At 70.6% G+C, this 22,991-nt stretch carries 21 protein-coding genes; 8 read left to right on the top strand and 13 right to left on the bottom strand.

Annotated features, from left to right (window positions below; genetic code table 11):
• Window positions 1-68: 68 nt before the first annotated feature.
• Both J7I98_RS19055 and J7I98_RS19050 read right to left on the bottom strand, forming a co-directional pair.
• Complete coding sequence (locus J7I98_RS19055) at window positions 69-965, bottom strand: oxygenase MpaB family protein (RefSeq protein WP_214921944.1); 897 nt, start codon at window positions 963-965, stop codon at window positions 69-71.
• Complete coding sequence (locus J7I98_RS19050) at window positions 962-1,846, bottom strand: oxygenase MpaB family protein (RefSeq protein WP_214921943.1); 885 nt, start codon at window positions 1,844-1,846, stop codon at window positions 962-964. The genes J7I98_RS19055 and J7I98_RS19050 overlap by 4 nt, the downstream gene beginning before the upstream one ends.
• A 104-nt stretch (window positions 1,847-1,950) precedes the next feature.
• Here J7I98_RS19050 and J7I98_RS19045 point away from each other — a divergent pair, with 104 nt between their 5' ends.
• Genes J7I98_RS19045 through J7I98_RS19030 form a run of 4 tightly spaced genes read left to right on the top strand, consistent with a single transcriptional unit; the run spans window position 1,951 to window position 6,993 of the window.
• Window positions 1,951-2,571 carry a DUF6230 family protein gene (locus J7I98_RS19045; RefSeq protein ID WP_251020846.1) on the top strand — a complete coding sequence of 207 codons (621 nt, stop codon included), beginning with the start codon at window positions 1,951-1,953 and terminating at the stop codon, window positions 2,569-2,571.
• Window positions 2,572-2,583: 12 nt separating this feature from the next.
• Window positions 2,584-4,545, top strand: a complete 1,962-nt coding sequence (locus J7I98_RS19040) for a DUF6114 domain-containing protein (protein WP_214921942.1) — start codon at window positions 2,584-2,586, stop codon at window positions 4,543-4,545.
• 16 nt (window positions 4,546-4,561) lie between these two features.
• The gene (locus tag J7I98_RS19035) at window positions 4,562-5,452 is read left to right on the top strand and encodes an oxygenase MpaB family protein (protein WP_214921941.1); all 891 of its coding nucleotides are present in this window, start codon (window positions 4,562-4,564) and stop codon (window positions 5,450-5,452) included.
• Window positions 5,449-6,993: an aldehyde dehydrogenase family protein gene (locus J7I98_RS19030; protein WP_214921940.1), complete on the top strand. Its 1,545-nt coding sequence runs from the start codon at window positions 5,449-5,451 to the stop codon at window positions 6,991-6,993. Before J7I98_RS19035 ends, J7I98_RS19030 begins: the two co-directional genes overlap by 4 nt.
• A gap of 46 nt (window positions 6,994-7,039) precedes the next feature.
• Here J7I98_RS19030 and J7I98_RS19025 read toward each other — a convergent pair whose 3' ends face one another.
• Complete coding sequence (locus J7I98_RS19025; RefSeq protein WP_214921939.1) at window positions 7,040-7,696, bottom strand: TetR/AcrR family transcriptional regulator; 657 nt, start codon at window positions 7,694-7,696, stop codon at window positions 7,040-7,042.
• Window positions 7,697-7,959: 263 nt separating this feature from the next.
• Here J7I98_RS19025 and sph point away from each other — a divergent pair, with 263 nt between their 5' ends.
• Complete coding sequence (sph, locus tag J7I98_RS19020; RefSeq protein ID WP_214921938.1) at window positions 7,960-8,946, top strand: sphingomyelin phosphodiesterase; 987 nt, start codon at window positions 7,960-7,962, stop codon at window positions 8,944-8,946.
• Window positions 8,947-9,065: 119 nt separating this feature from the next.
• The gene (locus J7I98_RS19015; RefSeq protein ID WP_214921937.1) at window positions 9,066-10,055 is read left to right on the top strand and encodes a cation diffusion facilitator family transporter; all 990 of its coding nucleotides are present in this window, start codon (window positions 9,066-9,068) and stop codon (window positions 10,053-10,055) included.
• Window positions 10,056-10,145: 90 nt separating this feature from the next.
• Here J7I98_RS19015 and J7I98_RS19010 read toward each other — a convergent pair whose 3' ends face one another.
• Both J7I98_RS19010 and J7I98_RS19005 read right to left on the bottom strand, forming a co-directional pair.
• Complete coding sequence (locus tag J7I98_RS19010) at window positions 10,146-10,622, bottom strand: macro domain-containing protein (protein WP_214921936.1); 477 nt, start codon at window positions 10,620-10,622, stop codon at window positions 10,146-10,148.
• Window positions 10,623-10,665: 43 nt separating this feature from the next.
• A complete protein-coding gene (locus J7I98_RS19005; RefSeq protein ID WP_214921935.1) occupies window positions 10,666-12,489 on the bottom strand; it encodes a long-chain fatty acid--CoA ligase in 1,824 nt (607 codons plus the stop codon).
• Window positions 12,490-12,608: 119 nt separating this feature from the next.
• Between J7I98_RS19005 and J7I98_RS19000 the strand changes: the two genes are divergently transcribed.
• The gene (locus J7I98_RS19000; protein ID WP_214921934.1) at window positions 12,609-13,346 is read left to right on the top strand and encodes a MerR family transcriptional regulator; all 738 of its coding nucleotides are present in this window, start codon (window positions 12,609-12,611) and stop codon (window positions 13,344-13,346) included.
• A gap of 113 nt (window positions 13,347-13,459) precedes the next feature.
• Here J7I98_RS19000 and J7I98_RS18995 read toward each other — a convergent pair whose 3' ends face one another.
• From J7I98_RS18995 to J7I98_RS18970, 6 genes are all read right to left on the bottom strand, one after another.
• Window positions 13,460-15,649, bottom strand: a complete 2,190-nt coding sequence (locus J7I98_RS18995) for a 3-hydroxyacyl-CoA dehydrogenase NAD-binding domain-containing protein (RefSeq protein ID WP_214921933.1) — start codon at window positions 15,647-15,649, stop codon at window positions 13,460-13,462.
• A gap of 35 nt (window positions 15,650-15,684) precedes the next feature.
• Window positions 15,685-16,899 carry an acetyl-CoA C-acetyltransferase gene (locus J7I98_RS18990; RefSeq protein WP_214921932.1) on the bottom strand — a complete coding sequence of 405 codons (1,215 nt, stop codon included), beginning with the start codon at window positions 16,897-16,899 and terminating at the stop codon, window positions 15,685-15,687.
• A gap of 62 nt (window positions 16,900-16,961) precedes the next feature.
• Window positions 16,962-18,104, bottom strand: coding sequence for an acyl-CoA dehydrogenase family protein (locus tag J7I98_RS18985; RefSeq protein ID WP_214921931.1), 1,143 nt, complete (start codon window positions 18,102-18,104; stop codon window positions 16,962-16,964).
• Window positions 18,105-18,113: 9 nt separating this feature from the next.
• A complete protein-coding gene (locus tag J7I98_RS18980) occupies window positions 18,114-19,139 on the bottom strand; it encodes an LLM class F420-dependent oxidoreductase (protein ID WP_214921930.1) in 1,026 nt (341 codons plus the stop codon).
• Window positions 19,139-20,272 carry a CaiB/BaiF CoA-transferase family protein gene (locus J7I98_RS18975; RefSeq protein ID WP_251020844.1) on the bottom strand — a complete coding sequence of 378 codons (1,134 nt, stop codon included), beginning with the start codon at window positions 20,270-20,272 and terminating at the stop codon, window positions 19,139-19,141. Before J7I98_RS18975 ends, J7I98_RS18980 begins: the two co-directional genes overlap by 1 nt.
• 107 nt (window positions 20,273-20,379) lie before the next feature.
• Window positions 20,380-20,763 carry an MmcQ/YjbR family DNA-binding protein gene (locus J7I98_RS18970; protein ID WP_214921928.1) on the bottom strand — a complete coding sequence of 128 codons (384 nt, stop codon included), beginning with the start codon at window positions 20,761-20,763 and terminating at the stop codon, window positions 20,380-20,382.
• A gap of 92 nt (window positions 20,764-20,855) precedes the next feature.
• Between J7I98_RS18970 and J7I98_RS18965 the strand changes: the two genes are divergently transcribed.
• Window positions 20,856-22,046, top strand: coding sequence for a trans-acting enoyl reductase family protein (locus J7I98_RS18965; RefSeq protein ID WP_214921927.1), 1,191 nt, complete (start codon window positions 20,856-20,858; stop codon window positions 22,044-22,046).
• A 37-nt stretch (window positions 22,047-22,083) separates the two neighbouring features.
• On the opposite strand, the gene mmpA is transcribed toward J7I98_RS18965, so the two are convergent.
• On the bottom strand, window positions 22,084-22,260 hold the full coding sequence (gene mmpA, locus J7I98_RS18960) for a morphogenic membrane protein MmpA (protein WP_214922029.1): 177 nt from the start codon (window positions 22,258-22,260) through the stop codon (window positions 22,084-22,086).
• Window positions 22,261-22,311: 51 nt separating this feature from the next.
• On the bottom strand, window positions 22,312-22,986 hold the full coding sequence (locus J7I98_RS18955; protein WP_214921926.1) for an endonuclease V: 675 nt from the start codon (window positions 22,984-22,986) through the stop codon (window positions 22,312-22,314).
• Window positions 22,987-22,991 lie beyond the last annotated feature (5 nt).

Below are 22,991 nucleotides of genomic sequence, written 5' to 3'. Positions count from 1 at the left end.
CGCGCGTTCGAGTGTTGACGGCATGAGGCATTCGGGAGCATGCTCTGAGCGAATTCCTGAGAGCGCTCTCAGTTGCTGGGTGCGGCGACCTGTGCAGCCCTGAGCCGCGCCCGGTGCCGGGCCCTGGCCTCGCGCGCCAGCGGCAGATAGCGCAGCCGCTCGGGCAGCAGCGGCACCACGGTCCGCACGACGCGGCTGAACCGGCGCAGCCTGCGCTCCTGCGCGTCGCTCCACGGCAGCCCGATGGCTTCGCGGGCGTCCGGCGGCATGTAGCCGACGGTGACGAAGGCCCGGAAGCGGGCGAACGGCGGGAGGAGGACCGGCCACAGCGCACGCAGCAGCAGCCGCACCGGCAGCGGGCCCCGGTCGGGGGCGGGCACCGGCTTGTCGGCGGCGATCAGCTCACGCACCACCACGGTCGCTTCGAGCTCGTCGGCGAGCACCTTGCGGTAGTACGGCCAGAACTCCTCCAGCGTCTGCGGCATGTCCCGGTCGTTTATGCCGAGGATCCGGCCGACCTGGAGCCACTCGGCGTACAGCTGCCGCTCCTGCGCCTCGGTCAGCGGCCGGCCGAGGTAGCGCATCGAGTGCTGATAGCAGGGGAAGCCGGTGGCGTGCACCCAGGAGTAGTAGGCCGGGTTCAGCGCGTGGTAGCGGCGGCCGTGGGCGTCGGTGCCCTGGATGGCCTTGTGCAGCTGCCGGAGCCTGCGGCCTTCCTCGGCGGCGGCCTCTCCGCCGTACACCCACAGCTGTACGGAGTGCAGCGACCGCTCCCCGCGCCCCCATGGGTCCGTACGGAAGACGGAGTGCTCGTCGACGCCCGCGCCGACGGCGGGGTGCGCGACCTGCATGGTCAGTGCGGCGGGCAGCATCAGCAGCGCCCGGACGTCCCCGGCGAGCGACCACAGGACGCCGCCGGGCGGGGGCGGGGCGGGATCCTGTCGGTCAGGTCCGCTGGCCTTCATGCTGCGGCTCCCAGGGGTCGGCGGGCACGTGGGTCCGTGCCGGGCTTGTGTGTGTTCCAGTATGCGATCGCGAGGGTGCCTGCGATGCGCAGGGGTGGCGGTACGAGCGCTATCAGGACGCGGACGAGGCGTACGAAGCGGCGCAGGGCGCGCTCCTGCTTCCCGGTCCAGGTCAGCCCGAGTCGCTCGCGCAGGACGGGTGGCAGCGTGCCGATGGTGACCAGCAGCGCGTAGTGCGCGGCGACGGCGGCGAAGGGGCGCCAGAGGAGTGCCGGGATCCAGCGGACCGGCGGCTTCTGGGGGCGGCCCAGCTCGTCGAGTACGTCCAGGACGGACCGGTTGAGTTCCAGGGTGTCGCGGACCATGGCGTCGTAATACGCACAGAAGGCGGCCCAGTCGGGCGGCAGATGGTGGTCCTTGAGCCCCCAGACGCGGCCGACGTCGCGCATCTCCTGGTAGTACGCCTCGGTCTCGGTCTCGCTCAGCCCCTTGCCGAAGATCCGGTGTCCGTCGTGTCCGCCGCGCACGAGGGTGGCGTGCACCCAGTGGTACGCGGCGGGATTGAGCGCGTGATAGCGGCGGCCCCGGTCGTCGGTGCCCTTCATCGCGCTGTGTACGCCGATGAGCCGCTCGGCCTCTGCGGTGGCGGCGGCCTGGCCTCCGTAGACGACCGTGCCGAGCGAGGACACGGTGCGCCAGAGGCGCTGCCAGGGTTCGGCCCGGAAATCGGAGTGCTGCTGGACGCCGGCGCCGACGACGGGGTGGGCGACCTGGAGGAGGAGCAGCTGGGGCGAGATCAGGAAGTTGCGGATGTCCCCGAAGTACCGCCAGGCGGGGCCGGCTCGGCGCGGGGCCCGTACCTCGGATGTCCCGGAAGCCATGGGCGTGTCCCTTCTTTGAATCCGTGTCAGCAGTGTTGACGGGGCTTGTGAAACAAGTCAATAGTCTTTGTAACTTTGACTCTCCGGACGAGAGGAACCGTCAAATGGCTGCTGGCGAGCGGGAGTTGAGCCCCGAAGGGCGTACGCACTGGAGGAGAACGGCGGTGATGTTCGTGCCCGGCGTCGTCGCGGTGGGCGCCGTGGTCATCGCCCTCGCCCAGGGCGCGATGGCCGCCTCCTTCGCGGTCTCCGGCAAGAACTTCAAGGTGTCGGCCGAGGAGATCACCGGCCAGGGGATATCGAGCTTCCCCTCGTCCATAGGCAGCAAGGACGGCAAGGGGCACGCGGTGCTGCTCGCCGGGATCAAGAGCGGCACGGCAAAGGGCGTCTGCCTGTCGATGAAGCAGGACCTGCCGATGGTGGGCGAGGTGTCGCTGATCGTCAGGTCCGGCGGCGACAAGCCGGTCAAGGGCGAGAACCTCGTCGTCAACGCGGACGCGCTCACCACGGCGGGCGGGCGCGTCACCGGCGTACAGGCCGGGCGGGACGCGTCGACGCTGGACGCGGCGCCCGGCGTGAACGGTCCGCCGGGACTCTTCGGCGTACAGGCATCGACGGCGGTCGCGCGGAACGTGAAGAGCACCGCGTGGGCCTCCAACGGCGGCTCCCTGACCCTCGACAAGGTCGAGATCGAGATCAGCCACGACGGCAGAGAGTGCTACTGAGGGGGCCGGGCTGTGATCACGCTGATACTCGGCTTCGGTGCCGAACTGGCGAAGGAGACCGGCACGTGGCTCGACCAGCTCTTACCGGCACCACGCCTGCGCGCGAGGGCCCGGTCCTGGCGCAGACGGCGGCCGTTCTGGGCGGGGCTGTGGACGCTACTCGCCGGCCTGGAAATGATCTTCCTGCCGCTGGCCCCGCTGCCGCTGATGCTCAAGGTGGGGGTCGGGGCGATGTCCGCGCTGGGGGTCGGTCTGGTGCTGATCGCGGGCGGACTGTTCTTCGTCTTCGCGCCGGCGCAGCGGATTTTCGTGTCGGTGATGACGGCGATCGCGTCGCTGGTCTCGCTGGCGACGACGAACCTGGGCGGATTCGGAATCGGGGTGGGCCTGGGCCTGCTCGGCTCCTCCATGGCCTTCGGCTGGCTGCCGGGGGCGCCGGAGGCGCCGGGCTCGGGACGCGGGTGGGTACGGTCCGATGCTGCGGCCGACACGGGGAGGCGGTCGCCGGCCACGGCCGACGGGGACGGCGAGGTGCCCGGCGGAGGGCTCGTCCGGGCGCCCGGCGGCCCGGGCGCAGGCGACGGTGCAGACGCAGACGCAGACGCAGACGACGGTGCCCACCGGCACGCCGGGACGCATGGGCACCGGCACGCCCCGGCGCCCGATGGCTGCGCCCTCGGCGACGACCGCCCTGCGTGGCCCGCTCCGGTCGCAGCCCCTAAGCCTGGCGAGGGGAGCGTCAGAGGCCCTGGCAAGGGGCCCGACCGAGGGCTCGTAGGTTCGCCCAACGCCCCGGCCGCAGGGGACAGCGTCGGCCAGGCCGACGGGATACGGAGGCCCGTCCCGGCGCCCGGCGGCTGCGCGCGGGGGGACACCGACTGCCCGGCAGAGCCCCTGGAGGGCGGCGACGGCGCCTTTGCGGCGGGCGTACGGTCACGCCAGCCGTCCGGCCGAGGCTCCGAAAGCGGGCACGACTCCGCGCCGGAGCACGACGAGCCTCCCGCCGGCGGTGGCGGTCGGGGGCGGACGGGGTCGCAGCCGTTCGTTCCCGCCGCGTGGGGTGTCGAATGCCGTGACCCAAAAGGCTGTGAGAGTCGCGCCGTGCGTCGGTCCTCTGCCGTACCGGGCGTACCGGGCGGGGACTGCGCGGCTCTCGTACGGCGGCTTCTCGCGGTGCCGCTCGCACTGACCCTTGTCGTGGGGGTCCTCGGCGTGTCCCCCGGGCGGAGCGGCGCCGCCGAGCGGTGTGGGGAGCCCGAGCGGGAGGTGCCGGCCCGGGCGCGTGCCGAGTGCCCCGATCCCCTTCAGGCGGCCGGGAGTGCCGAGGAAGAGCCGCAGGCTTCGGGCGACGGCGGGAACGTCACTCTGCCCTGTCTCACCGGCCTCGACACCGGCGGCCGCGACAATCCCCCCGCCGAGGGCGACCCGCCGTCCCGGCAGACCGCCGAGCCCGGCAAGGTCGGCCGGCCCGGGGATCTGACCGCGCTCAAGCCGCCGCTGGTGGTCGGCAAGCAGCCGGGGCCGGGCCGGGCGGCGTACCCCGTCAGCCCGTACCACCCCGAGGTCGGCGCGACGCGCCTCGACGCGTACGACGCCGTCATCCACGGCGCGACGTATCTGCCGACCCTCGGCGGCGGCCGCGTCAAAGTGCTGTGGGTGCACGCCGAGCGGCTCGTCGCGAAGGACTACCACCTCGAAGTCGCCGGCCCCGACGGCACGCCGCAGACCATCGACGTCCAGCTCGACATTCGCAATGTCGATGTGTACGCGACCGAGCTGACCGCCTCGATCGAGATTCCGTTCCTGAAAGTGAACACCCCGCGCATCTGCATCGGTGCCGACGTCGTCCCGGCCAATCTTCCCGTCGCCGTACAACTCCCGCGCCTGACCGTCGAGTCGGTCGAGGCGGGGCAGGTCCTCGTCGATGCCGCAGACGTCCGCTTCTCGGGACTGACCACCCGTACCTCGAATTGAGTGAAGGAGTCTCGCCATGGGCCGTTACAGCCGACTGCGCGAAATACGCCGGATGGACCCCGCCAGGGACTTCGAGCGGATCCACCGGCTGATCTCCCAGTACGAGTTCCCCTGGGACTACGCCCAGGGCGTGAGCATCGCCTTCCTCCGCGACTACGGCGTGCCACGCATTTCCCGGCTCCTCGACAGGACGCAGGAGTTCGAGCGGGCCGGCCAGAAGCGGTACGACGACACCGTGCTGTTCGGCTTCGAGATGGCGCAGGAGGGCTTCGACTCGGAGCGCGGCCGCGCCGCCGCCCGCCACCTCAACCGCATACACGGCAAGTACCGCATTCCGAACGAGGACTTCCTGTACGTCCTCGCGACGACGGTCGTCGGGCCGAAGCGATGGATCGACCGCTTCGGCTGGCGTCCGCTGTGCGCCAACGAGGCGGAGGCGCTGGCGCTGGTCGGCCACAAGATGGCCGCGATGATGGGGATCGAGGGCGCCCCGTCGACGTACGACGGATTCGAGAAGCTGCTCGTCGACTACGAGCGGGAGATGTTCGCATACGACCCGGCGAACCGGCGGGTCGCGAACGCCACCTTCCGGGTCACCGCCGCCTGGTATCCCGCGCCTCTGCGTCCCCTGGTGGCCCGCCTGTCCCTGGCGTTGCTGGACGAGCCGCTCCTGCGCGCGCTCGGCTTCCGCCCGCAGCCGCGCTGGGTGCAGGCCATGGCCGTACGCACGATCCGGGCGCGGTCCCATTTCGTACGGCTGCTGCCCGCCCGCCCCGACCGGTGGCCCGCGCTGCCGGAACCCCGCTCGTACCCCTTCGGTTACACACTCGACGACCTCGGCCCACACTGGGCGCACGGCCGTCCGCTGGAGCCGCTGCCCGACGAAACCGCCTTGGAGCGCCGATGACCGATCCGACGACCGAATCAACGACCGCGCCGACGAGCACCAGCGCGGAGACCTTCAGCTCCCGCTCCCCCGCGACGGGCGAGGTGATCGCCGAATATCCCGTGCACGGGCCCGCCGAAGTCCAGGCCGCTGTCGTACGGGCACGGGGCGCCGCACGCCATTGGGCGGCCGCAGGCTGGGCGGGCCGGCGGGCGGCGCTGCTCGCCTGGAAGCGTTCGATCGCCCGCCGCATGGACGAGTTCGCGGAGGCCGTCGTCGCGGAGACGGGCAAGCCGGTGCACGACGCGCGTGCCGAAGTCCTGCTGGCGCTGGTGCACTTGGACTGGGCGGCGCGCAATGCCCGGCGGGTGCTGGGGCGGCGGCGGGTGGCGTCGGGAGTGCTGTCGGTCCATCAGCGCTCGCTTCTCGCGTACCGACCGCTCGGCGTCGTCGGGGTGATCGGGCCGTGGAACTACCCCGTACACACCCCGATGGGCTCGATCGGGTACGCCCTGGCCGCAGGCAACGCTGTGGTCTTCAAGCCCTCCGAACGCACCCCTGGCGTCGGGGTGTTGCTCGCATCGAGCTTCGGCGACGCGGTGCCCGAGCACACCGACCTGCTCCAGACGGTGACCGGGCCCGGTGCGACGGGCGCGGCGCTTGCCGGGGCGGGCGGCGTGGGTGGGGCCGGTGTCGCCAAGGCCGCCAAGGTCGACAAGGTCGCTTTCACGGGCTCGCCCGGCACCGCCCGCAAGGTCGCGGCGCAGTGCGCGAAGACACTGACGCCGCTGCTCGCGGAGTGCGGCGGCAAGGACGCCGTATTGGTGGGCGCGGACTCCGATCTGGACGCGGCGGCGGAGGCGATCGTGTGGGGCGCGATGTCCAACGCCGGGCAGACCTGTGCGGGCGTGGAGCGGGTGTACGTGGTCGAATCGGCGCACGCCGCGCTGTGCGAGCGGATCGTACAGAAGGCGCGCGAGCTGGCTCCGGACGAGGCGTACGGTCCGCTCACGCTGCCAGGCCAACTGGGTGTTGTGGAGCGTCACATGAAGGAAGCGCTGGCGGCGGGGGCGCGGGCGCCGCTGGGCGGGCCGGAGTCACTGCGGCCGCCGTACGTCCATCCGGTGGTGCTCGTCGACGTACCGGAGGATTCGCCCGCGATGACGGAGGAGACGTTCGGTCCTGTCGTCGTGGTGAACGCGGTGCGGGATCTCGACGACGCGGTGGCGCGCACGAACGCGTCGGCGTACTCGCTGGGCGCGGCGGTCTTCACGGGATCGCGGCGGGCGGGCCTCGCGGTCGCGGAGCGGCTGGACGCGGGCGCGGTCTCGGTCAACTCGATGCTGGGCTTCGCGGCGGTGCCGACGCTGCCGTTCGGCGGCGCGGGCGAGTCCGGGTACGGGCGGATCCATGGGGCGGAGGGGTTGCGGGCATTTGCTGCGCCTCGGTCGATCACGGTGAAGCGGTTTTCGCCGTACGCCGATCTGACGTCGTTCGGGACGCCGCGGGAGAAGGCGGAGAGGGCGGTCGAGCTGGGACGCCGGTGGCACGCGCGGCGGTAGGGCGTATCTGAGGCTCCCAGAGGCGCCGCAGGCACCCGCACCCGCCCTACCCACCCAGCAAAGGCAACAAATACCGCCGCGCAAACTCCCGAACCTGCTCATCCTCCTCAAGCTCAAAGCAGCTGACCGGGTTGAGCAGGAAGGAAACCGTAATCCGCACCATGAGCTCAGCGACCGGCGTCGGATCGTTCTCCGGCTTGCCCTCCGCCCACCGCGCCCGCCGCAACCGGTCCGCGAGATATCCGCGCATCGCAAGGAACGCCGGCCCGCTCTCCAGCGTCAGGAACGGAAGCATCGTCTCCGGTTCGAGCCGCAACAGCCCGCCGATGAGAGGGTGTTCGCGAATGTGCCGCAGCACCACCACGAACCCCTCGACCAGCCGCTCCTCCATCGTCGGCAGCGCAGCCACCGCATTGTCGACCTCGGCGACGAACTGGCGGTACTCACGCAGCAGACAGGCCGAGACAAGGCTGTCCTTGTTGCCGATGCGCCGGTACACGGTGACCCGGGAGACCCCGGCCCGCTTGGCCACGTCGTCGACCGTCGAACGCCGCAGCCCGAATGTCATGAACTGCTCGCGCGCAGCGTCGAGTATCTGCTCAGTGAGCGCGTCCCCGGGCTGCGCCGAGTCGCCCAGAGCCCTGACCAGCAGCGTCGCGTCCACACCCGCATCCACGCCCGCGCCCGTGCTCCGTACGGCCATGAGCCGTCCCCCGTTCGCTCACTCCCACTGAACCACAGCTACACAGACACTAACCCAATCACTTTGTAACTATCCCCACTTCAGGCGCTGTTGACCTGCGCACGGACGGGCTTTCCGAGAGTGCACCACCGCCTGAGCAGGCGAGTTGGCGTGATCGTGGGGATACGGCTAACCAACCGCCCCCAAATAGCTACCGCGAGGTAACTCCGGCTGGTTTGATGATCGGCGCCAGATCTTCACCCCCCACCTCAACGGGAGTCCCAGTGCCGCACTCCGCGCTCCGCCGTGTCCCTGGCGCAGCCCTGGCCACCGCGCTCGCAGCCATCACCATGGCCGCGACCGTTCCGTCCGCCTCAGCGGCCCCGGCCACCGCCGATGTGCCGTCGCTGAAGGTGCTGTCGTACAACACCTTCCTCTTCAGCAAGACGCTCTACCCCAACTGGGGGCAGGACCACCGGGCGAACGCGATACCGGCGACCTCCTTCTTCCAGGGCAATGACGTCGTCGTCGTCCAGGAGGCCTTCGACAACGGCGCCTCCGACACGCTGAAGCGCAATGCCGCCGCGCAGTACCCGCACCAGACGCCGGTGATGGGCCGCAGCAAGGACGGCTGGGACGCGACCGGCGGGTCGTACTCCTCCACGACGCCCGAGGACGGCGGGGTTGCGGTGCTCAGCAAGTGGCCGATCGTCCGCAAGGAGCAGTACGTCTACAAGGACGCGTGCGGCGCGGACTGGTACTCCAACAAGGGCTTCGTGTACTCCGTCCTGGACGTCAACGGCACCAAGGTCCACGTCGTCGGCACGCACGCCCAGTCGACCGACCCGGGCTGCGACGCGGGCGAGGCCGCCCAGATGCGCAGCCGCCAGTTCAAGGCGATCGACGCCTTCCTCGACGCCAAGAGCATCCCCGCCTCCGAGCAGGTCATCGTCGCGGGCGACTTCAATGTCGACTCGCACAGCGCCGAGTACGCCACGATGCTCGCCGACGGCGGCCTGGCCGGCGCGGACTCCCGCACCGGTCACCCGTACTCCTTCGACACCGCCGACAACTCGATCGCCTCCGAGCGCTACCCGGACGACCCGCGCGAGGACCTCGACTACGTCCTGCACCGGGCGGGCCACGCCAAGCCGGCCGGCTGGACCAACGACGTGATCAAGGAGCAGAGCGCGCCCTGGACCGTGTCCAGCTGGGGCAAGCAGTACACGTACACCAACCTGTCCGACCACTACCCGGTGATCGGCAGCTGACCGCGTCACCACACCCGCGGCCGGGTGCGGAGCAGGCGTAGTCGCAAGCGCTTCGCACCTGGTCAGCGGCTGTTCTTCGGCAGTGGCTGCAAGGGGTACGGTATGCCACTGTGTCGTACATGACGGGTCACGGGCACCGGCACCGGCACCGGCACGGACATCATCACCACCACCATTCTCACGACCGCATCGACTCCGCACTCGAAGGATCCACCGCCGGGCTGCGCACTCTGTGGTTCTCCTTCGCCGTCCTCGCGGCAACCACGGTTGCCCAGGCTGTCGTCGCCGTACTGTCCGGGTCGGTGGCGCTGCTCGGCGACACCGTCCACAACGCCACCGACGCCCTGACCGCCCTGCCCCTCGCCGTCGCCTTCCTCCTCGGCCGGCGCGCGGCGACCCGCCGCTACACCTACGGGTTCGGCCGCGCCGAGGACCTCGCGGGCGTGTTCGTGGTGCTGGTGATCGCCGCCTCCGCGGTGTTCGCCGGGTACGAGGCGGTGCAGCGCCTCATCGAGCCCCAGGACGTCAGCCACCTGCCCGCCGTCGCGGCAGCCGGGCTGGTGGGCTTCGCGGGCAACGAGTGGGTGGCGCGGGCCCGTATCCGCACCGGCAGGAAGATCGGCTCGGCGGCGCTCGTCGCCGACGGCCTGCATGCCCGTACCGATGGATTCACCTCCCTGGCCGTGCTGCTGGGCGCGGGCGGCTCAGCGCTCGGATGGCGTTACGCCGACCCCCTGATCGGACTTCTGATCACGGCCGCGATCGTGCTGGTGCTGCGCGGTGCGGCACGGGAGATCTGGCACCGGCTGATGGACGCGGTGGATCCGGCACTGGTGGACGAGGCCGAGCACGCGCTCTCCCATGTCGAGGGCGTACGAGCCGTGGGCGCCCTCCGCCTGCGGTGGCTCGGCCACAGTCTGCGCGCCGAGACCTCCGTAGTGGTCGACCCGGAGCTGACAGTGGTCCAGGCGCACGCGGTGGCGGTCGCGGCGGAGCATGCGCTGCTGCATGCGGTGGGGCGGCTGGCCGGGGCCACGGTCCATGTCGACCACGCACCGCAGTCCCCGGCCCAGGATCCACACGCGCCCCTGGACCACCACTTCGCCTAGCGGTGCGGTTCGGCGGAGCTGCCCAGAGCTACGCCGCACGCTCCCGCGGCAGCGGCCCGGAGCACCGAACCGCCCCGTCGCGGCGCGCGCTCAGTCGTGGTCGTAGACCGTGACCGCTATACCCCGGCCCACCAGCCGCTCCCGTATCAACGGCTCGACGCGCGACCACTTCCCGCCCGCGAGCCCGCAGCCGATGCGGGGCATGTGGACCGACGCCCCCAGCTCAGCCGCTTTCCCCGCCACCAGACCGAGCGCCGCATCGATCGCCTCGTACCGCACGGGCACGCCCTTGCTACCGGTCCGCGTCCCCCGCTGGCCGACCATGTTGGCCACCCACACATACGGCCCGGCCTGGACGAACTGCACCGCACCGAGCCCGAAGTCGTTGCCTGCCCGCTCCCGGTGCCAGCGGCGGTACGCCGCCTCCGGCTCGGGCCAGCGGCGGCTGAGGGCAAGCACGAAGCCCTTGCCCCAGCCGCCCAGGTCGTTGCAGACATGCGCGATGATCTTGACGCCTTTGCCCTGCGGAGCGGTGGCGTCCCCCCGTACGTAATGGATCTCGGACATGCGACAACCGTACGACCCACCTCTGACAACGGCTGTCCGGCGATCAGTCCTGGTCGTACAGGGCCTCGATTTCTTGTGCGTACTTGTCACGGATCACCCGGCGGCGCAGCTTCAGCGACGGCGTCAACTCGCCCGTCTCCGGGCCCCATTCCTCCGTGAGCAGCCGGTAGCGCTTGATCTGCTCCGTGCGGTTGAGCCGGGCATTGGCGGCCTCGACCGCGCGGGCGATCTCCTCGCGTACGGCGGGATGCTCCGCAGTCGCCCGGAGTTCACCCTGGATGCCCTGTCCCGCCGCCCAGGCCGGGGCCATCTCCGCGTCGAGGACCAGCAGCGCGACCAGATAGGAGTGGCCGTCGCCGTGGACCAGCGCCTGGCCGATCAGGGGGTGTTCCTTGAGAGTGTTCTCGACCAGCGCCGGGGAGACGTTCTTGCCGGTCGAGGTCACGATCATTTCCTTCTTGCGGTCGGTGAGCCAGAGGAACCCGTCGTCGTCGACACGGCCGATGTCGCCCGTCGCGAACCAGCCTTCCGCGTCCAGGGCCCCGTCCACCGAGCCGTCTGCCCGCAGATAACCGGCGAAGACTGTCTCCCCGCGCACCAGGATCTCGCCGTCCTCGGCGATACGGATCTCCAGGCCGTCGATCGGGCGGCCCACCGAGCCCAGCCGGAAAGCGGACGGGCTGTTGGCCGTGCACACACCCACCGTCTCGGTCAGGCCCCACGCGTCCATGATGACGATGCCGAAGCCCGCCCAGAACCTGACCACGTCGAGCGGCATCGGCGCCGACGCGCTCGCCGTCCAGGCCAGCCGGTCGAAGCCCGCCATCGCCAGCAGCGGGTCGAGGATCTCCCCCTTCACCTGCCGGTACGCGGTATCGAGCGCGGCCGGCGGCTCCTCGCCCCGTTCCCGGTACGCCACATGCTCGCGCGCCGTCTCCCCCGCGGCCTCGATCACCGCCCGCTGCTCCTCGGGCAGCACCGCGAGCGCAGCCCGTACGGCAGCGGCGAGCTTCTCCCACACCCTCGGCACGCCGAAGAACTGCGCGGGGTGCAGCTCGCGCGCCGTCGCGGCAACGGCGGCCGGGTCCGCGCAGAGGTGGACGTGGGATGCGCGGAAGACCGGGAGGTAGATGCCGAGCATCCGCTCCGCGATGTGCGCGAAGGGGAGGTAGCAGATGTGCTCGACGTGCTCGGGCAGTTCGACGACCCGGTCCAGGGAGAGGGCATTGGCGACGACCTTGCGGTGCGTGATCGGTACGCCCTTGGGGTCCCCGGTCGTGCCCGAGGTGTAGACGACGGTCAGCGCGTCCTCGGGCCGCGTCTCGCGCCAGCCCTTCTCGAAGGCGTCGGCGCGGTGGAGGCGGGCGCCGGTGGCGTGCAGCGAGCCGTACGTACGATGGCCGCCGGCATCGGCCGCCTCGACGACCACCAGCTTTTCGAGCTGCGTCCCGCCGCCCGCCAGCAGCGGCTCCCAGCGCTCCAGTTCGCGCCCGCCCTCGACGACGGCGAAGCGGGCGCGGCTGTGCCGGGCGATGTGCGCGATCTGCTCCGGCGCGGCTGTCCCGTATACGGTCACCGGTACGGCGCCGAGGTGGGTGAGGGCGAGATCGGTCAGCCAGTGCTCCGGCCTGTTGCCCATCATCAGCAGGACGTGTTCGCCGCGCTCCACCCCTAAGGCGGCGTAACCGGCGGCCAGTACGGCGGTCTTCCGCCGGACCTCGCTCCAGGTGAGGGTGGTCCATCCGGTGCCGTCCCCGATGCGCCAGGACAGGGCCGGGAGGTCGCCGTGGTCCTCCGCGTTGCGGAGCAGCAGCGCGGGGAGGGTGAGTTCCGCCGGGTCCGCGGGAAGTCGCAGGATCTTGGTCATGACCGCCTCCTGTCGCCATGGAATGGCCGGACGCTTTCACAACAGTGGTGAGACAGCAATACTGTTGCACTGAATTGCAGCACGGCAACGGGGCGAGCAGTGGGAAGCGAGGCGCAGTCATGACACCGACGGACACCGAAGAGCCGACACTCACGGTCGACGAACTGGCCGCACGGGCCGGGGTCACGGTGCGTACGGTCCGCTTCTACAGCACACGCGGCCTGCTCCCGCCGCCCGCGATCGGCCCGCGTCGAGTCGGGCGCTACGGCTCCGATCATCTCTCCCGGCTCGCCCTGATCGAGGAGTTGCAGCACCAGGGCATGACGCTCGCCGCGATCGAACGCTATCTGGAACAGCTGCCGCCGGATCTGAGTGCGCACGATCTCGCCATCCACCGTGCGCTGGTGGCCTCGTGGGCGCCCGAGTCGGCCGAGGAGATCACCCGCAGGGAGCTGGAGCGCCGGGCCGGGCGGACGCTGTCGGACGAGGACATCGACCGGCTGGCGGCGATGGGCGTACTGGACCGGGGAACCGACCCGGACGTGTTCCGGCTGGACGGCGGCACGCTGCGGCTCGGCGTCGAACTCCTCGACGTACCCATCGCGCACGAGACGATCCTCGCCTCGCGTACGGTCCTGCTGGAGCATGCCAGGGCTGCGGCGCACGAGCTGTCGCGGCTTTTCCGGGACGAGGTGTGGAACCCGTACCGGGAACGCGAGTCCGACCCGGATCATGTGGCGGCGATGAAGTCGCTGTCGGCCCATATGCAGCCGATGGTGATCCAGGCCCTGGTGACGGCGTTCCAGCGGTCGCTGCGCGAGGAGCTGCGGACGGCCTTCAGTGCGGAGGCGGATTAGCCGGGGCGCTGCGTGCGTACCTCTCTGTGGACCGACTCCGACGGCGGGCTCAGGGGGGCAGTGGACGGGCCCCGCCCGCAGGCGGGGCCCGTCCACCATCGGGACTCGTCCGGTCACGCGTCCGTGAAGACCTCGCCCCGCTCGGCCTTCTCGACCAGCAGCGCGGGCGGTGCGAACCGCTCGCCGTAGCGCTCGGCGAGTTCGCGTGCCCGTGCTACGAAGCCGGGCAGGCCGCCCTCGTAGCCGTTGATGTACTGGATCGCGCCGCCGGTCCAGGCGGGGAAGCCGATGCCCATGATGGAGCCGATGTTGGCGTCGGCGACCGACGTCAGCACGCCCTCGTCGAAGCAGCGGACCGTGTCCAGCGCCTCCGAGAACAGCATCCGCTCCTTCATGTCTTCGAAAGGCACAGTCTCGCTGGGGACCTCCACGCCCTGCTTCGTGAAGTGCTCGCGCAGGCCCGGCCACAGGCGGGTGCGCTTGCCGTCCTCGTCGTACTCGTAGAAGCCCGCACCGCCGCTGCGGCCCGTACGCCCGAACTCGTCGACCATGCGGTCGATGACCGCGTCCGACGGGTGCCCCGGCCAGCTGCCGCCCGCCTCCTCGACCGCCCGCTTCGTCTCGTTGCGGATCTTGCGCGGGAGGGTGAGGGTCAGCTCGTCCATGAGGGAGAGGACCTTGGCGGGGTAGCCCGCCTGGGCCGCCGCCTGCTCGATCGACACGGGCTCGATGCCCTCGCCGACCATCGCGACGCCCTCGTTGATGAACTGGCCGATGACGCGCGAGGTGAAGAAGCCGCGCGAGTCGTTGACGACGATCGGCGTCTTCTTGATCTGGCGTACGAGGTCGAAGGCGCGCGCCAGTGCCTCGTCGCCCGTCCGCTCGCCCTTGATGATCTCGACGAGCGGCATCTTGTCGACCGGCGAGAAGAAGTGCAGACCGATGAAGTCGGCGGGGCGGGAGACGCCCTCGGCGAGGCCGGTGATGGGCAGGGTGGAGGTGTTGGAGCAGAGCAGGGCGTCCTGCTCGATGACGTCCTGGATCTCCTGGAAGACCTTGTGCTTGAGCGCCGTGTCCTCGAAGACCGCCTCGATCACGGCGTCGCAGCCCGCCAGGTCGGCGGCCTCGGCGGTCGGCGTGATGCGGGCGAGGAGCGCGTCCCGCTTGGCCTCGGTCGTACGGCCGCGGGAGAGCGCCTTCGCGAGGAGCTTCTCGGAGTACGCCTTGCCCTTGGCGGCGGCCTCGGCGGTCACGTCCTTGAGGACGACCTCGATGCCGGCGCGGGCGCAGGAGTACGCGATGCCCGCGCCCATCATTCCGGCGCCGAGCACGGCGACCTTGCGTACGGGGCGGGGCTCGATGCCCTTGGGGCGGTTGGCGCCGGAGTTGACGGCCTGGAGGTCGAAGAAGAACGCCTGGATCATGTTCTTGGCGATCTGGCCGGTGACCAGCTCGGTGAAGTACCGCGCTTCGATGGTCAGCGCGGTCTCGAAGTCGACCTGGGAACCCTCGACGGCCGCCGCGAGGATGTTGCGCGGGGCGGGGTAAGGAGCGCCGGCCGTCTGCTTCTTGAGGTTGGCCGGGAAGGCGGGGAGGTTCGCGGCGAAGCGCGGGTTGGACGGCGTACCGCCGGGGATCTTGTAGCCCTTGACGTCCCAGGGCTGCTGGGACTCCGGGTTGGCGTCGATGAAGGCGCGGGCCTTGGCGAGCATCTCGTCCTGGGTGGCGGCCACTTCGTGGACCAGGCCGTTCTCCAGTGCGCGCTGCGGGTTGTACTGGGTGCCCTGGAGCAGGACCTTGAGGAGTGCGTCCGCGATGCCCATCAGCCGTACGGTGCGCGTGACACCGCCGCCCGCCGGGAGGAGACCGAGGGTGACCTCGGGCAGGCCGATCTTGGAGCCGGGCGCGTCGAGCGCGATGCGGTGGTGGCAGGCGAGGGCGATCTCGTAACCGCCGCCGAGAGCCGCGCCGTTGATCGCGGCGACGACGGGCTTTCCGAGAGTCTCGATCCGGCGCAGCGAGCTCTTGATGGCCGTACCGGTGTCGAACGCCTGCTGGGCGTGCTCCGGACCGACCTTGATCATGTCCTTGAGGTCGCCGCCCGCGAAGAAGGTCTTCTTGGCGGAGGTGAAGATGATGCCGCGGATCGAGTCCTTCTCGGCCACCGCGCGGTCGGCGATCGCCGCGATGGAGTCCTTGAAGGCCTGGTTCATGGTGTTCGCGGACTGGTTGGGATCGTCGAGGACGAGGGTGACGACACCGGTCTCGTCCTGTTCCCAGCGGATCGTGGTGCTCTCGCTCATTGCTTTTTCTCCGTAAGGGGATGGGGACGGGACGGTCAGAGACGTTCGATGACGGTGGCGATGCCCATGCCGCCGCCCACGCAGAGCGTGGCGAGGCCGTACCGCTTGTCCTGGCGCTCCAGTTCGTCGATGAGGGTGCCGAGGATCATCGCGCCCGTCGCGCCCAGGGGGTGGCCCATGGCGATGGCGCCGCCGTTGACGTTGACCTTGTCGAGGGAGATGCCCATGTCCTTGACGAAGCGCAGGACGACGCCGGCGAACGCCTCGTTGATCTCGACGAGGTCGATGTCGTCGATGGTCAGGCCGGCCTTGGAGAGAGCCTTGCGGGTGGCGGGCGCGGGGCCCGTCAGCATGATGGTGGGCTCGGATCCGGAGACGGCGGCCGAGACGATACGGGCGCGCGGCGTCAGGCCGTAGCGCTCGCCGACGGCCCGGGAGCCGATGGCGACGAGTGAGGCGCCGTCCACGATGCCGGAGGAGTTGCCCGCGTGGTGGACGTGGTCGATCTTCTCGACCCAGTGGTACTTCTGCAGCGCCACCGCGTCGAAGCCGCCGTGCTCGCCGATCATCTCGAAGGACGGCTTGAGCGCGGCGAGGGAGTCCGCGGTGGTGCCCGGGCGCATGTGCTCGTCGTGGTCGAGGACGGTCAGGCCGTTGCGGTCCTTGACGGGGACGACGGAGCGGTTGAAGCGGCCGTCCTTCCATGCCTCGGCGGCCCGCTCCTGGGAGAGCGCCGCGTACTCGTCGACATCGCGCCGTGAGTAGCCCTCGAGGGTGGCGATGAGGTCGGCGCCGATGCCCTGCGGCACGAAGCCGGTCTCGTAGTTGGTCATGGGGTCGGCGAACCAGGCGCCGCCGTCGGAGGCCATCGGGACGCGCGACATCGACTCCACGCCGCCCGCCAGGACCAGGTCCTCCCAGCCGGAACGGACCTTCATCGCCGCCATGTTGACCGCTTCGAGACCGGAGGCGCAGAAGCGGTTCTCCTGTACGCCGGCGACGGTGTCGGGCAGCCCGGCCGCGATGGCCGCGATCCGGGCGATGTCCGATCCCTGGTCGCCGACCGGTCCGACGACACCGAGCACGATGTCGTCGATCGCCGCCGGGTCGAGGCCGGGGAAGCGGCTGCGGATCTCGTGGATGAGACCGACCACCAGATCGATCGGCTTGGTGCCGTGCAGGGCGCCATTGGCCTTGCCGCGCCCGCGCGGGGTGCGGATCGCGTCGTACACAAACGCTTCGGTACTCAAGACAGCAGCCTTTCGGGGGTTACGTAATAGCGAGGGAGGTTCAGGCGGGTCGGGCGGCGGGATCAGGCGAGGAGCGAGCGGCCGATGATTTCCTTCATGATCTCGGTCGTGCCGCCGTAGATCGTCTGGATACGGCCGTCGGTGAAGGCCCTGGCGACGCGGTATTCGGTCATGTAGCCGTAGCCTCCGTGCAGTTGCAGGCAGCGGTCGGCGACGCGCTTCTGGAGTTCGGTGGCCCACCACTTGGCCATCGACGCGTGCACCGCGTCGAGTTCCCCGTTCGAGTGATCGACGATGCAGCGGTCGAGGAACGTACGGGTGACGGCGCACTCGGTGGCCATCTCCGCGATCTCGAAGCGGATGTGCTGAAGCTTGGACAGCGGCCGACCGAACGCCTCGCGCTCCTTGACGTACTGGGTGGTGATCTCCAGCAGGTACTCGGCGGCGGCGATCCCGGCGACCGCGATGCCCATGCGCTCCTGCGCCAGGTTGGTCATCAGGTGGATGAAGGCGCCGTTGAGCTCGCCGAGCAGGTTCTCCTTGGGGACGCGCACGTCGTTGAAGAACAGCTCGGCGGTGTCCTGGGACTTCTGGCCGATCTTGTCGAGGTTCCGCCCGCGCTCGAACCCTTCCGCGCCGCGCTCCACGACCAGCAGGGACAGCCCCTTGGCGCCGCCCTCGGGTGACGTCTTGGCGACGACGATCACCAGGTCGGCGAGGATGCCGTTGGAGATGAAGGTCTTGGAGCCGTTGAGCACCCAGTGGTCGCCCCGGTCCTCGGCGGTCGTACGGATGCCCTGGAGGTCGGATCCCGCCCCCGGCTCCGTCATCGCGATGGCGGTGATCGTCTCGCCCGTGCAGAAGCCGGGCAGCCAGCGCCGCTTCTGCTCTTCGGTGGCGAGCCCGGTGAGGTAGGGGCCGATGATGTCGTTGTGCAGGCCGAGCGCGAGCCCGGCCGCGCCGGCCCGGGTGAACTCCTCGGCCAGTACGGCGCTGTAGCGGAAGTCGGCATTGCCGCCGCCCCCGTACTCCTCCGGTACAGCGAGGCCGAGCAGCCCCTGCCGTCCGGCCGCCAGCCACGCGTCGCGGCTGACGATGCCGTCCTTCTCCCACTGCTCGTAGTACGGCGTGACTTCCTTCGCGAGGAAGGTACGCACGGTCTCCCGGAAGGCCTCGTGCTCCGCGGTGAAGATCTGACGCTTCAACTCTGCCCCCTACAGCCAGCCCTTGACGGTTTCGATCAACTTGGCCGGCTCGGGGCCGACGGGAATGACGTTGAGCATGGTGACGCCCGCCTCGCGGAACGCCTCGACGCGCTCACGTACGTAACTCTCGGGGCCGCACAGCGACATGAGTTCGCAGAACTCGTCGGGGACGGCGGCCTCCGCCTCCTTCTTCTTCCCGGAGAGGTATAGGTCCTGGATCTTCGCGGCCTGCGCCTCGTAGCCGTAGGCGACGGCGAGGTCGTTGTAGAAGTTCTTGCCCTTCGCGCCCATCCCGCCGACGTACAGCGCGATCTGCGGGCGGGCGAGGTCCCGTACGGCGGCCGCGTCGTCGCCGATGGCCAGCAGGCCGCCCGCCACGGTCCGGAGCGGGCCGAGCGAAGGGTCGCGAGCGGCCGCGCCCTCGGCGAGGGCACTCCCCCACACCTGCCGCGCCTTCTCCGGCAGGAAGAGAGTCGGCAGCCAGCCGTCGGCGATCTCGGCGGTCAGCTTCACATTGGCCGGGCCGAGCGAGGCGACGTACACCGGGATCTCGTCGCGCACCGGCTTGGTGAGGATCTTCAGCGGCTTGCCGAGCTTGCCGCCCTTCTCCTTGGGCAGCGGCATGTCGGTGATGCCGTGGTGGTCGATGACCTCGCGTTTCCAGATGCGGCGGCACAGTTCGACGGTCTCGCGGGTGCGGCCGAGCGGTCTGTCGTACGGCTTGCCGTGCCACCCCTCGACGACCTGCGGGCCCGAGGCGCCGAGCCCCAGGAGCGCGCGGCCGCCGGAGACGGCGTCGAGTCCGGCGGCGGTCTGGGCAATGAGCGCGGGCGTGCGCGAGTAGACGTTGAGGATCGCGGCGCCGATCTTCATACGTGTGGTGCGGGCGGCGAGGTAGCCCATGACCGTGGGCGAGTCGAAGCCGTACGCCTCCGCGACCCAGACGGCGTCCAGGCCGGCCGATTCCAGCGCGGCGACCTGGTCGCAGGCCTCGCGCGGGTCGCCCGCGTAGCTCAAGGGGATGGAGAGTTCCATCAGCTGACGTCATCCCTTTCCAGGCTCGGTACGCCCCAGTCGCGGGCCACGTCGGCCGTGTCCGCGCCGGGCTGCGCGGGCGGTCGGCGTACCGCCCCCGGCGTGGCCGAGAAGCGCGGCGCGGGCGCGGGCTGGGTGATTCCGCCGTGGTCGACGAAGGTGGCGCGGGCCGCGAGGTGCGGGTGGGACGGGGCCTCGCGCAGCGACAGGACGGGGGCGACGCACGCGTCGGAGCCCTCGAAGACGGCGGTCCACTCGTCGCGGGACCTGGTCTTGAAGCGGGCGGTGATCAGATCCCGCAGTTCGTCCCACCGGGCGAAGTCTTTGCGTTCCGGGGCCTCGTCCTTGATGCCGAGCAGCTCGGTGAACTCGGCGTAGAACTGCGGCTCCAGGGCCCCGACCGCCATGTACTGGCCGTCCGAGGTCTCGTAATTGCCGTAGAAGGGACATCCGCCGTCGAGAAGGTTCGACGCGCGCCGGTCCTGCCACCCACCGGCCGCGAGCATCCCGTGGATCATCGTGGCGAGGTGGGCCGCGCCGTCCACGATCGCGGCGTCGACGACCTGGCCGGCGCCGCCCTCCGTACGGGCGTGCTGGAGCGCGGCGAGGACGCCGACGACGAGGTAGAGCGAGCCGCCCGCGTAGTCGCCGACCAGGTTCGCCGGGACGGTGGGCGGCTCGTCGGGCTTGCCGAACATGCCGAGCGTGCCGGTGAGCGCGATGTACGCGATGTCGTGCCCGGCGCGCTGTGCGAGCGGGCCGTCCTGTCCCCAGCCGGTCATCCGCCCGTACACGAGCTGCGGATTGCGGGCGAGGCACGCGTCCGGGCCGACGCCGAGGCGCTCGGCGACGCCCGGCCGGTAGCCCTCGACGAGGATGTCGGCGCGCTCGACGAGGGCGAGGACCTGGGCCGGCCCTTCCGCCGACTTGAGGTCGATGAGGACGGAGCGTTTGTTGCGGTTGGTGAGGTCATATGCCGGATTGATACTGAGTCCGGCGCCGCCGGGGCGGTCCACTCGGACCACGTCGGCGCCCAGATCGGCGAGGAGCATGGCGGCGAACGGGCCGGGTCCGATTCCCGCCAGTTCCACCACGCGCACACCGGCGAGCGGGCCGTTCGCTGTCCCTGCCATCAAGCCCCCAGCACTGTGACACAACTGATGTAACATCAGTGATGCTAAGAACGTGTTCCACTCTGCACAAGACCTTGGGCCGAGCAAGCGCTTAGATTCGTGTCACCTCAGCGCGCGTCGAGCTCCGCGACCAGCTTCTTCGTTGCGATGGTGCGGTAGCTCTCCTCCACCCAGTCGCAGAGCAGGTCGGCGGAGGGCGCCCCCTTCTCCGCCAGGGGAATCTGCACCCACCCCGCCTTGCCGAGCCCGTACCCCGAAGGCTCCGCGCCGGGCGACGACATGGCATGGGAGTGGATCGCCTGGTCCTTCAGCTTGACGCCGACGCCCGGCGGATAGCTGCCGTCGTCGACCCCCAGGAAGACGAAGATCTTCTTGTTCACCTTGACGACGGTCTCCCCCCAGGGGAACTCCTCCACCGCGCCCGGCAGCGTAAGGGCGAACTCCCGCACCTTTTCCCTCTTCGTCAAAGCGCCCTTCGGTACCGCAACCATGCCTGCCTCCCTGGTCGCACTCTCTTGCGCCCCACGCTAGCCTCGGCCACCGACAACGGCGCGGGACAACGGGACGAACGGCGGAGGGCTCGATGAGCAGACGGAACGGGGCGGAGCGCGCATACGACATCGTGCTCTTCGGTGCGACAGGCTTCGTCGGGCAACTGACCGCGGAGTACCTCGCCGCGCACGCCCCCGCCGAGTGCCGCTGGGCGCTCGCCGGACGTACCCCCGCGAAGCTGGAGCAACTCCGCGAACGGCTCACCGCCATCAACCCCGCGTGCGCGAAGCTCCCCCTCCTGCGCGCCGACTCGTCCGAACCGGACTCCCTGCGCGAACTCGCCGAGAGCACGCGCGTCGTCGCGACGACCGTCGGCCCGTACATCCTGTACGGCGAGGGGCTGGTCGCCGCCTGCGCCGAGGCGGGGACGGACTACGCGGACCTGTCGGGCGAGCCGGAGTTCGCCGACCGGATGTACCTCGGGTACGACGCGCGGGCCAGGGAGACCGGGGCTCGCATCGTCCACGCCTGCGGCTTCGACTCGATCCCGCACGACCTCGGGGTGTACTTCACGGTCCAGCAGCTGCCGGACGACGTACCCCTGCGCATCGACGGATTCGTACGCTCCAACGCGATGTTCTCGGGCGGCACCTTCGCCTCGGCGCTCACCGCCTTCGGGCGCAGCAGGCAGACGCTTCAGGCCGCCAAGGAGCGGCGGCTGCACGAGCCGCGCCTCGTGGGGCGGCGGGCCCGGGCGCCGCTGAGTGCGCCTCGGCGCAGCCGTGAGACGGGCACCTGGGCGCTGCCGCTGGCGACCATCGATGCGCAGGTGGTGGCTCGTTCGGCGGCCGCGCTCGCCCGGTACGGCCCGGATTTCCGGTACCGCCATTACGCGGCGGTGAAGCGGCTGCCGGTGGCGGCGGGCGGGACGGTCGCGGCGGGCGCGCTCTTCGCACTTGCCCAGCTTCCGGCGGCCCGCGCGTGGCTGATGAGCAAGTACGCGGCGGGCTCGGGCCCCGACGAGGAGCGCAGGGCCAGGAGCTGGTTCACGGTGCGCTTCGTGGGCGAGGGCGGCGGGCGCCGGGTGTTCACCGAGGTGTCGGGCGGCGACCCCGGCTACGGCGAGACGGCGAAGATGCTCGCCGAGTCCGTGCTGTGCCTGGCCTTCGACACGCTGCCTCCGACGTCGGGGCAGGTCACGACGGCGGTGGCGATGGGTGACGCGCTTCTTGAGCGGCTGCAGGCGGTGGGGATCGGGTTCCGGGTCGCGGCCGTGCGCTGAGCTGATGTGCGGGGTGGGATCGGCCGGCCCGCCGGGCTCAGGGGCCGGTCACCCACCCCGCGATGGTGTAGATCATCCCGCCCGTCCACCCCAGCGCGGCCAGACCACCGACCAGAATGCCCATCGTCATACGGCGGCCCGCGCGGTGGAGGGTGACGGATTCGAGTGCCTCGGACGGCCTGGGGTGCGTGGGATGTTCGGAGTGCGTGGTCATACGATCACCCTGCCGCATCCCAGTTCCCCGAACATCCGTCCACGTACTCAGTTACGCGGTTGTTCCAAAACCGGTGGCTTCCCGCAGCGCCCGGCGGCACAGGGCGTCCGACCTGCGCGTCGACTCCGGGAGGCGGTAGCCGGGGGCCAGATGCAAGGTGTGGGCGCAGGCGTTGTCCAGGCTCACCCGGTGGCCGACGGAAACGAACACCGGCTTCACACCGTCCTGGGTACGCAGGGCCCGGCCGACCTCCTCCCCGGCCTCGTCCAGCAGCGGGGACGCGGATCCGCGCCGTACGCCTGGCTGTTCGTAGGTAAAGGTGAAGGGGTTCTTGGCGACGCCGATTGTCGCGAGCCCGGTGACGACGCCGAGGTGGCTGGCCAGGCCGAAGCGGCGCGGGTGGGCGCGTCCGTAGCCGTCGCAGACCACGAGGCCGGGGTCGGAGGAGAGGGACTCAAGGGCGGCCAGCACCGTTGGGAGCTCACGGAAGGCCAGCAGGCCGGGCACGTAGGGGAAGGTGACGTGGCCGACGGCGGTGGCCTCCTCGACGACGGCGAGGGTTGCGGCGTCGAGGACGACCGCGGCGGCCGCGACGACGTCACGCTCGTCGTCGTACGCCACGTCGACGCCGGTCACCAGGCCGGTGCCGGGCGGGGGGCCGGGCTCGTCGAGCACGACTCGGGTGCGCAGTTCGTCCTGGATTGCGCGGGCTTCGGTCTCGTCCATAGTGG

Source organism: Streptomyces sp. ISL-98 (genome assembly GCF_018614055.1).
GTDB classification, from domain to species: Bacteria; Actinomycetota; Actinomycetes; order Streptomycetales; family Streptomycetaceae; genus Streptomyces; species Streptomyces spiramyceticus.
This window is presented reverse-complemented; position numbering and strand designations above follow the sequence as displayed.

What these genes read in the sequence shown, in the direction of transcription:
- J7I98_RS18955 (WP_214921926.1), bottom strand. Translation starts at nt 22,986, where the DNA reads ATGGACGAGACCGAAGCCCGCGCAATCCAGGACGAACTGCGCACCCGA.
- J7I98_RS18970 (WP_214921928.1), bottom strand. Translation starts at nt 20,763, where the DNA reads ATGGTTGCGGTACCGAAGGGCGCTTTGACGAAGAGGGAAAAGGTGCGG.
- J7I98_RS19025 (WP_214921939.1), bottom strand. Translation starts at nt 7,696, where the DNA reads ATGGCCGTACGGAGCACGGGCGCGGGCGTGGATGCGGGTGTGGACGCG.
- J7I98_RS18975 (WP_251020844.1), bottom strand. Translation starts at nt 20,272, where the DNA reads ATGGCAGGGACAGCGAACGGCCCGCTCGCCGGTGTGCGCGTGGTGGAA.
- J7I98_RS19050 (WP_214921943.1), bottom strand. Translation starts at nt 1,846, where the DNA reads ATGGCTTCCGGGACATCCGAGGTACGGGCCCCGCGCCGAGCCGGCCCC.
- J7I98_RS18995 (WP_214921933.1), bottom strand. Translation starts at nt 15,649, where the DNA reads ATGAGCGAGAGCACCACGATCCGCTGGGAACAGGACGAGACCGGTGTC.
- J7I98_RS18965 (WP_214921927.1), top strand. Translation starts at nt 20,856, where the DNA reads ATGAGCAGACGGAACGGGGCGGAGCGCGCATACGACATCGTGCTCTTC.
- J7I98_RS19030 (WP_214921940.1), top strand. Translation starts at nt 5,449, where the DNA reads ATGACCGATCCGACGACCGAATCAACGACCGCGCCGACGAGCACCAGC.
- J7I98_RS19045 (WP_251020846.1), top strand. Translation starts at nt 1,951, where the DNA reads ATGGCTGCTGGCGAGCGGGAGTTGAGCCCCGAAGGGCGTACGCACTGG.
- mmpA (WP_214922029.1), bottom strand. Translation starts at nt 22,260, where the DNA reads ATGACCACGCACTCCGAACATCCCACGCACCCCAGGCCGTCCGAGGCA.
- J7I98_RS19010 (WP_214921936.1), bottom strand. Translation starts at nt 10,622, where the DNA reads ATGTCCGAGATCCATTACGTACGGGGGGACGCCACCGCTCCGCAGGGC.
- J7I98_RS19035 (WP_214921941.1), top strand. Translation starts at nt 4,562, where the DNA reads ATGGGCCGTTACAGCCGACTGCGCGAAATACGCCGGATGGACCCCGCC.
- J7I98_RS19015 (WP_214921937.1), top strand. Translation starts at nt 9,066, where the DNA reads ATGACGGGTCACGGGCACCGGCACCGGCACCGGCACGGACATCATCAC.
- J7I98_RS19000 (WP_214921934.1), top strand. Translation starts at nt 12,609, where the DNA reads ATGACACCGACGGACACCGAAGAGCCGACACTCACGGTCGACGAACTG.
- J7I98_RS19005 (WP_214921935.1), bottom strand. Translation starts at nt 12,489, where the DNA reads ATGACCAAGATCCTGCGACTTCCCGCGGACCCGGCGGAACTCACCCTC.
- J7I98_RS19055 (WP_214921944.1), bottom strand. Translation starts at nt 965, where the DNA reads ATGAAGGCCAGCGGACCTGACCGACAGGATCCCGCCCCGCCCCCGCCC.
- J7I98_RS18980 (WP_214921930.1), bottom strand. Translation starts at nt 19,139, where the DNA reads ATGGAACTCTCCATCCCCTTGAGCTACGCGGGCGACCCGCGCGAGGCC.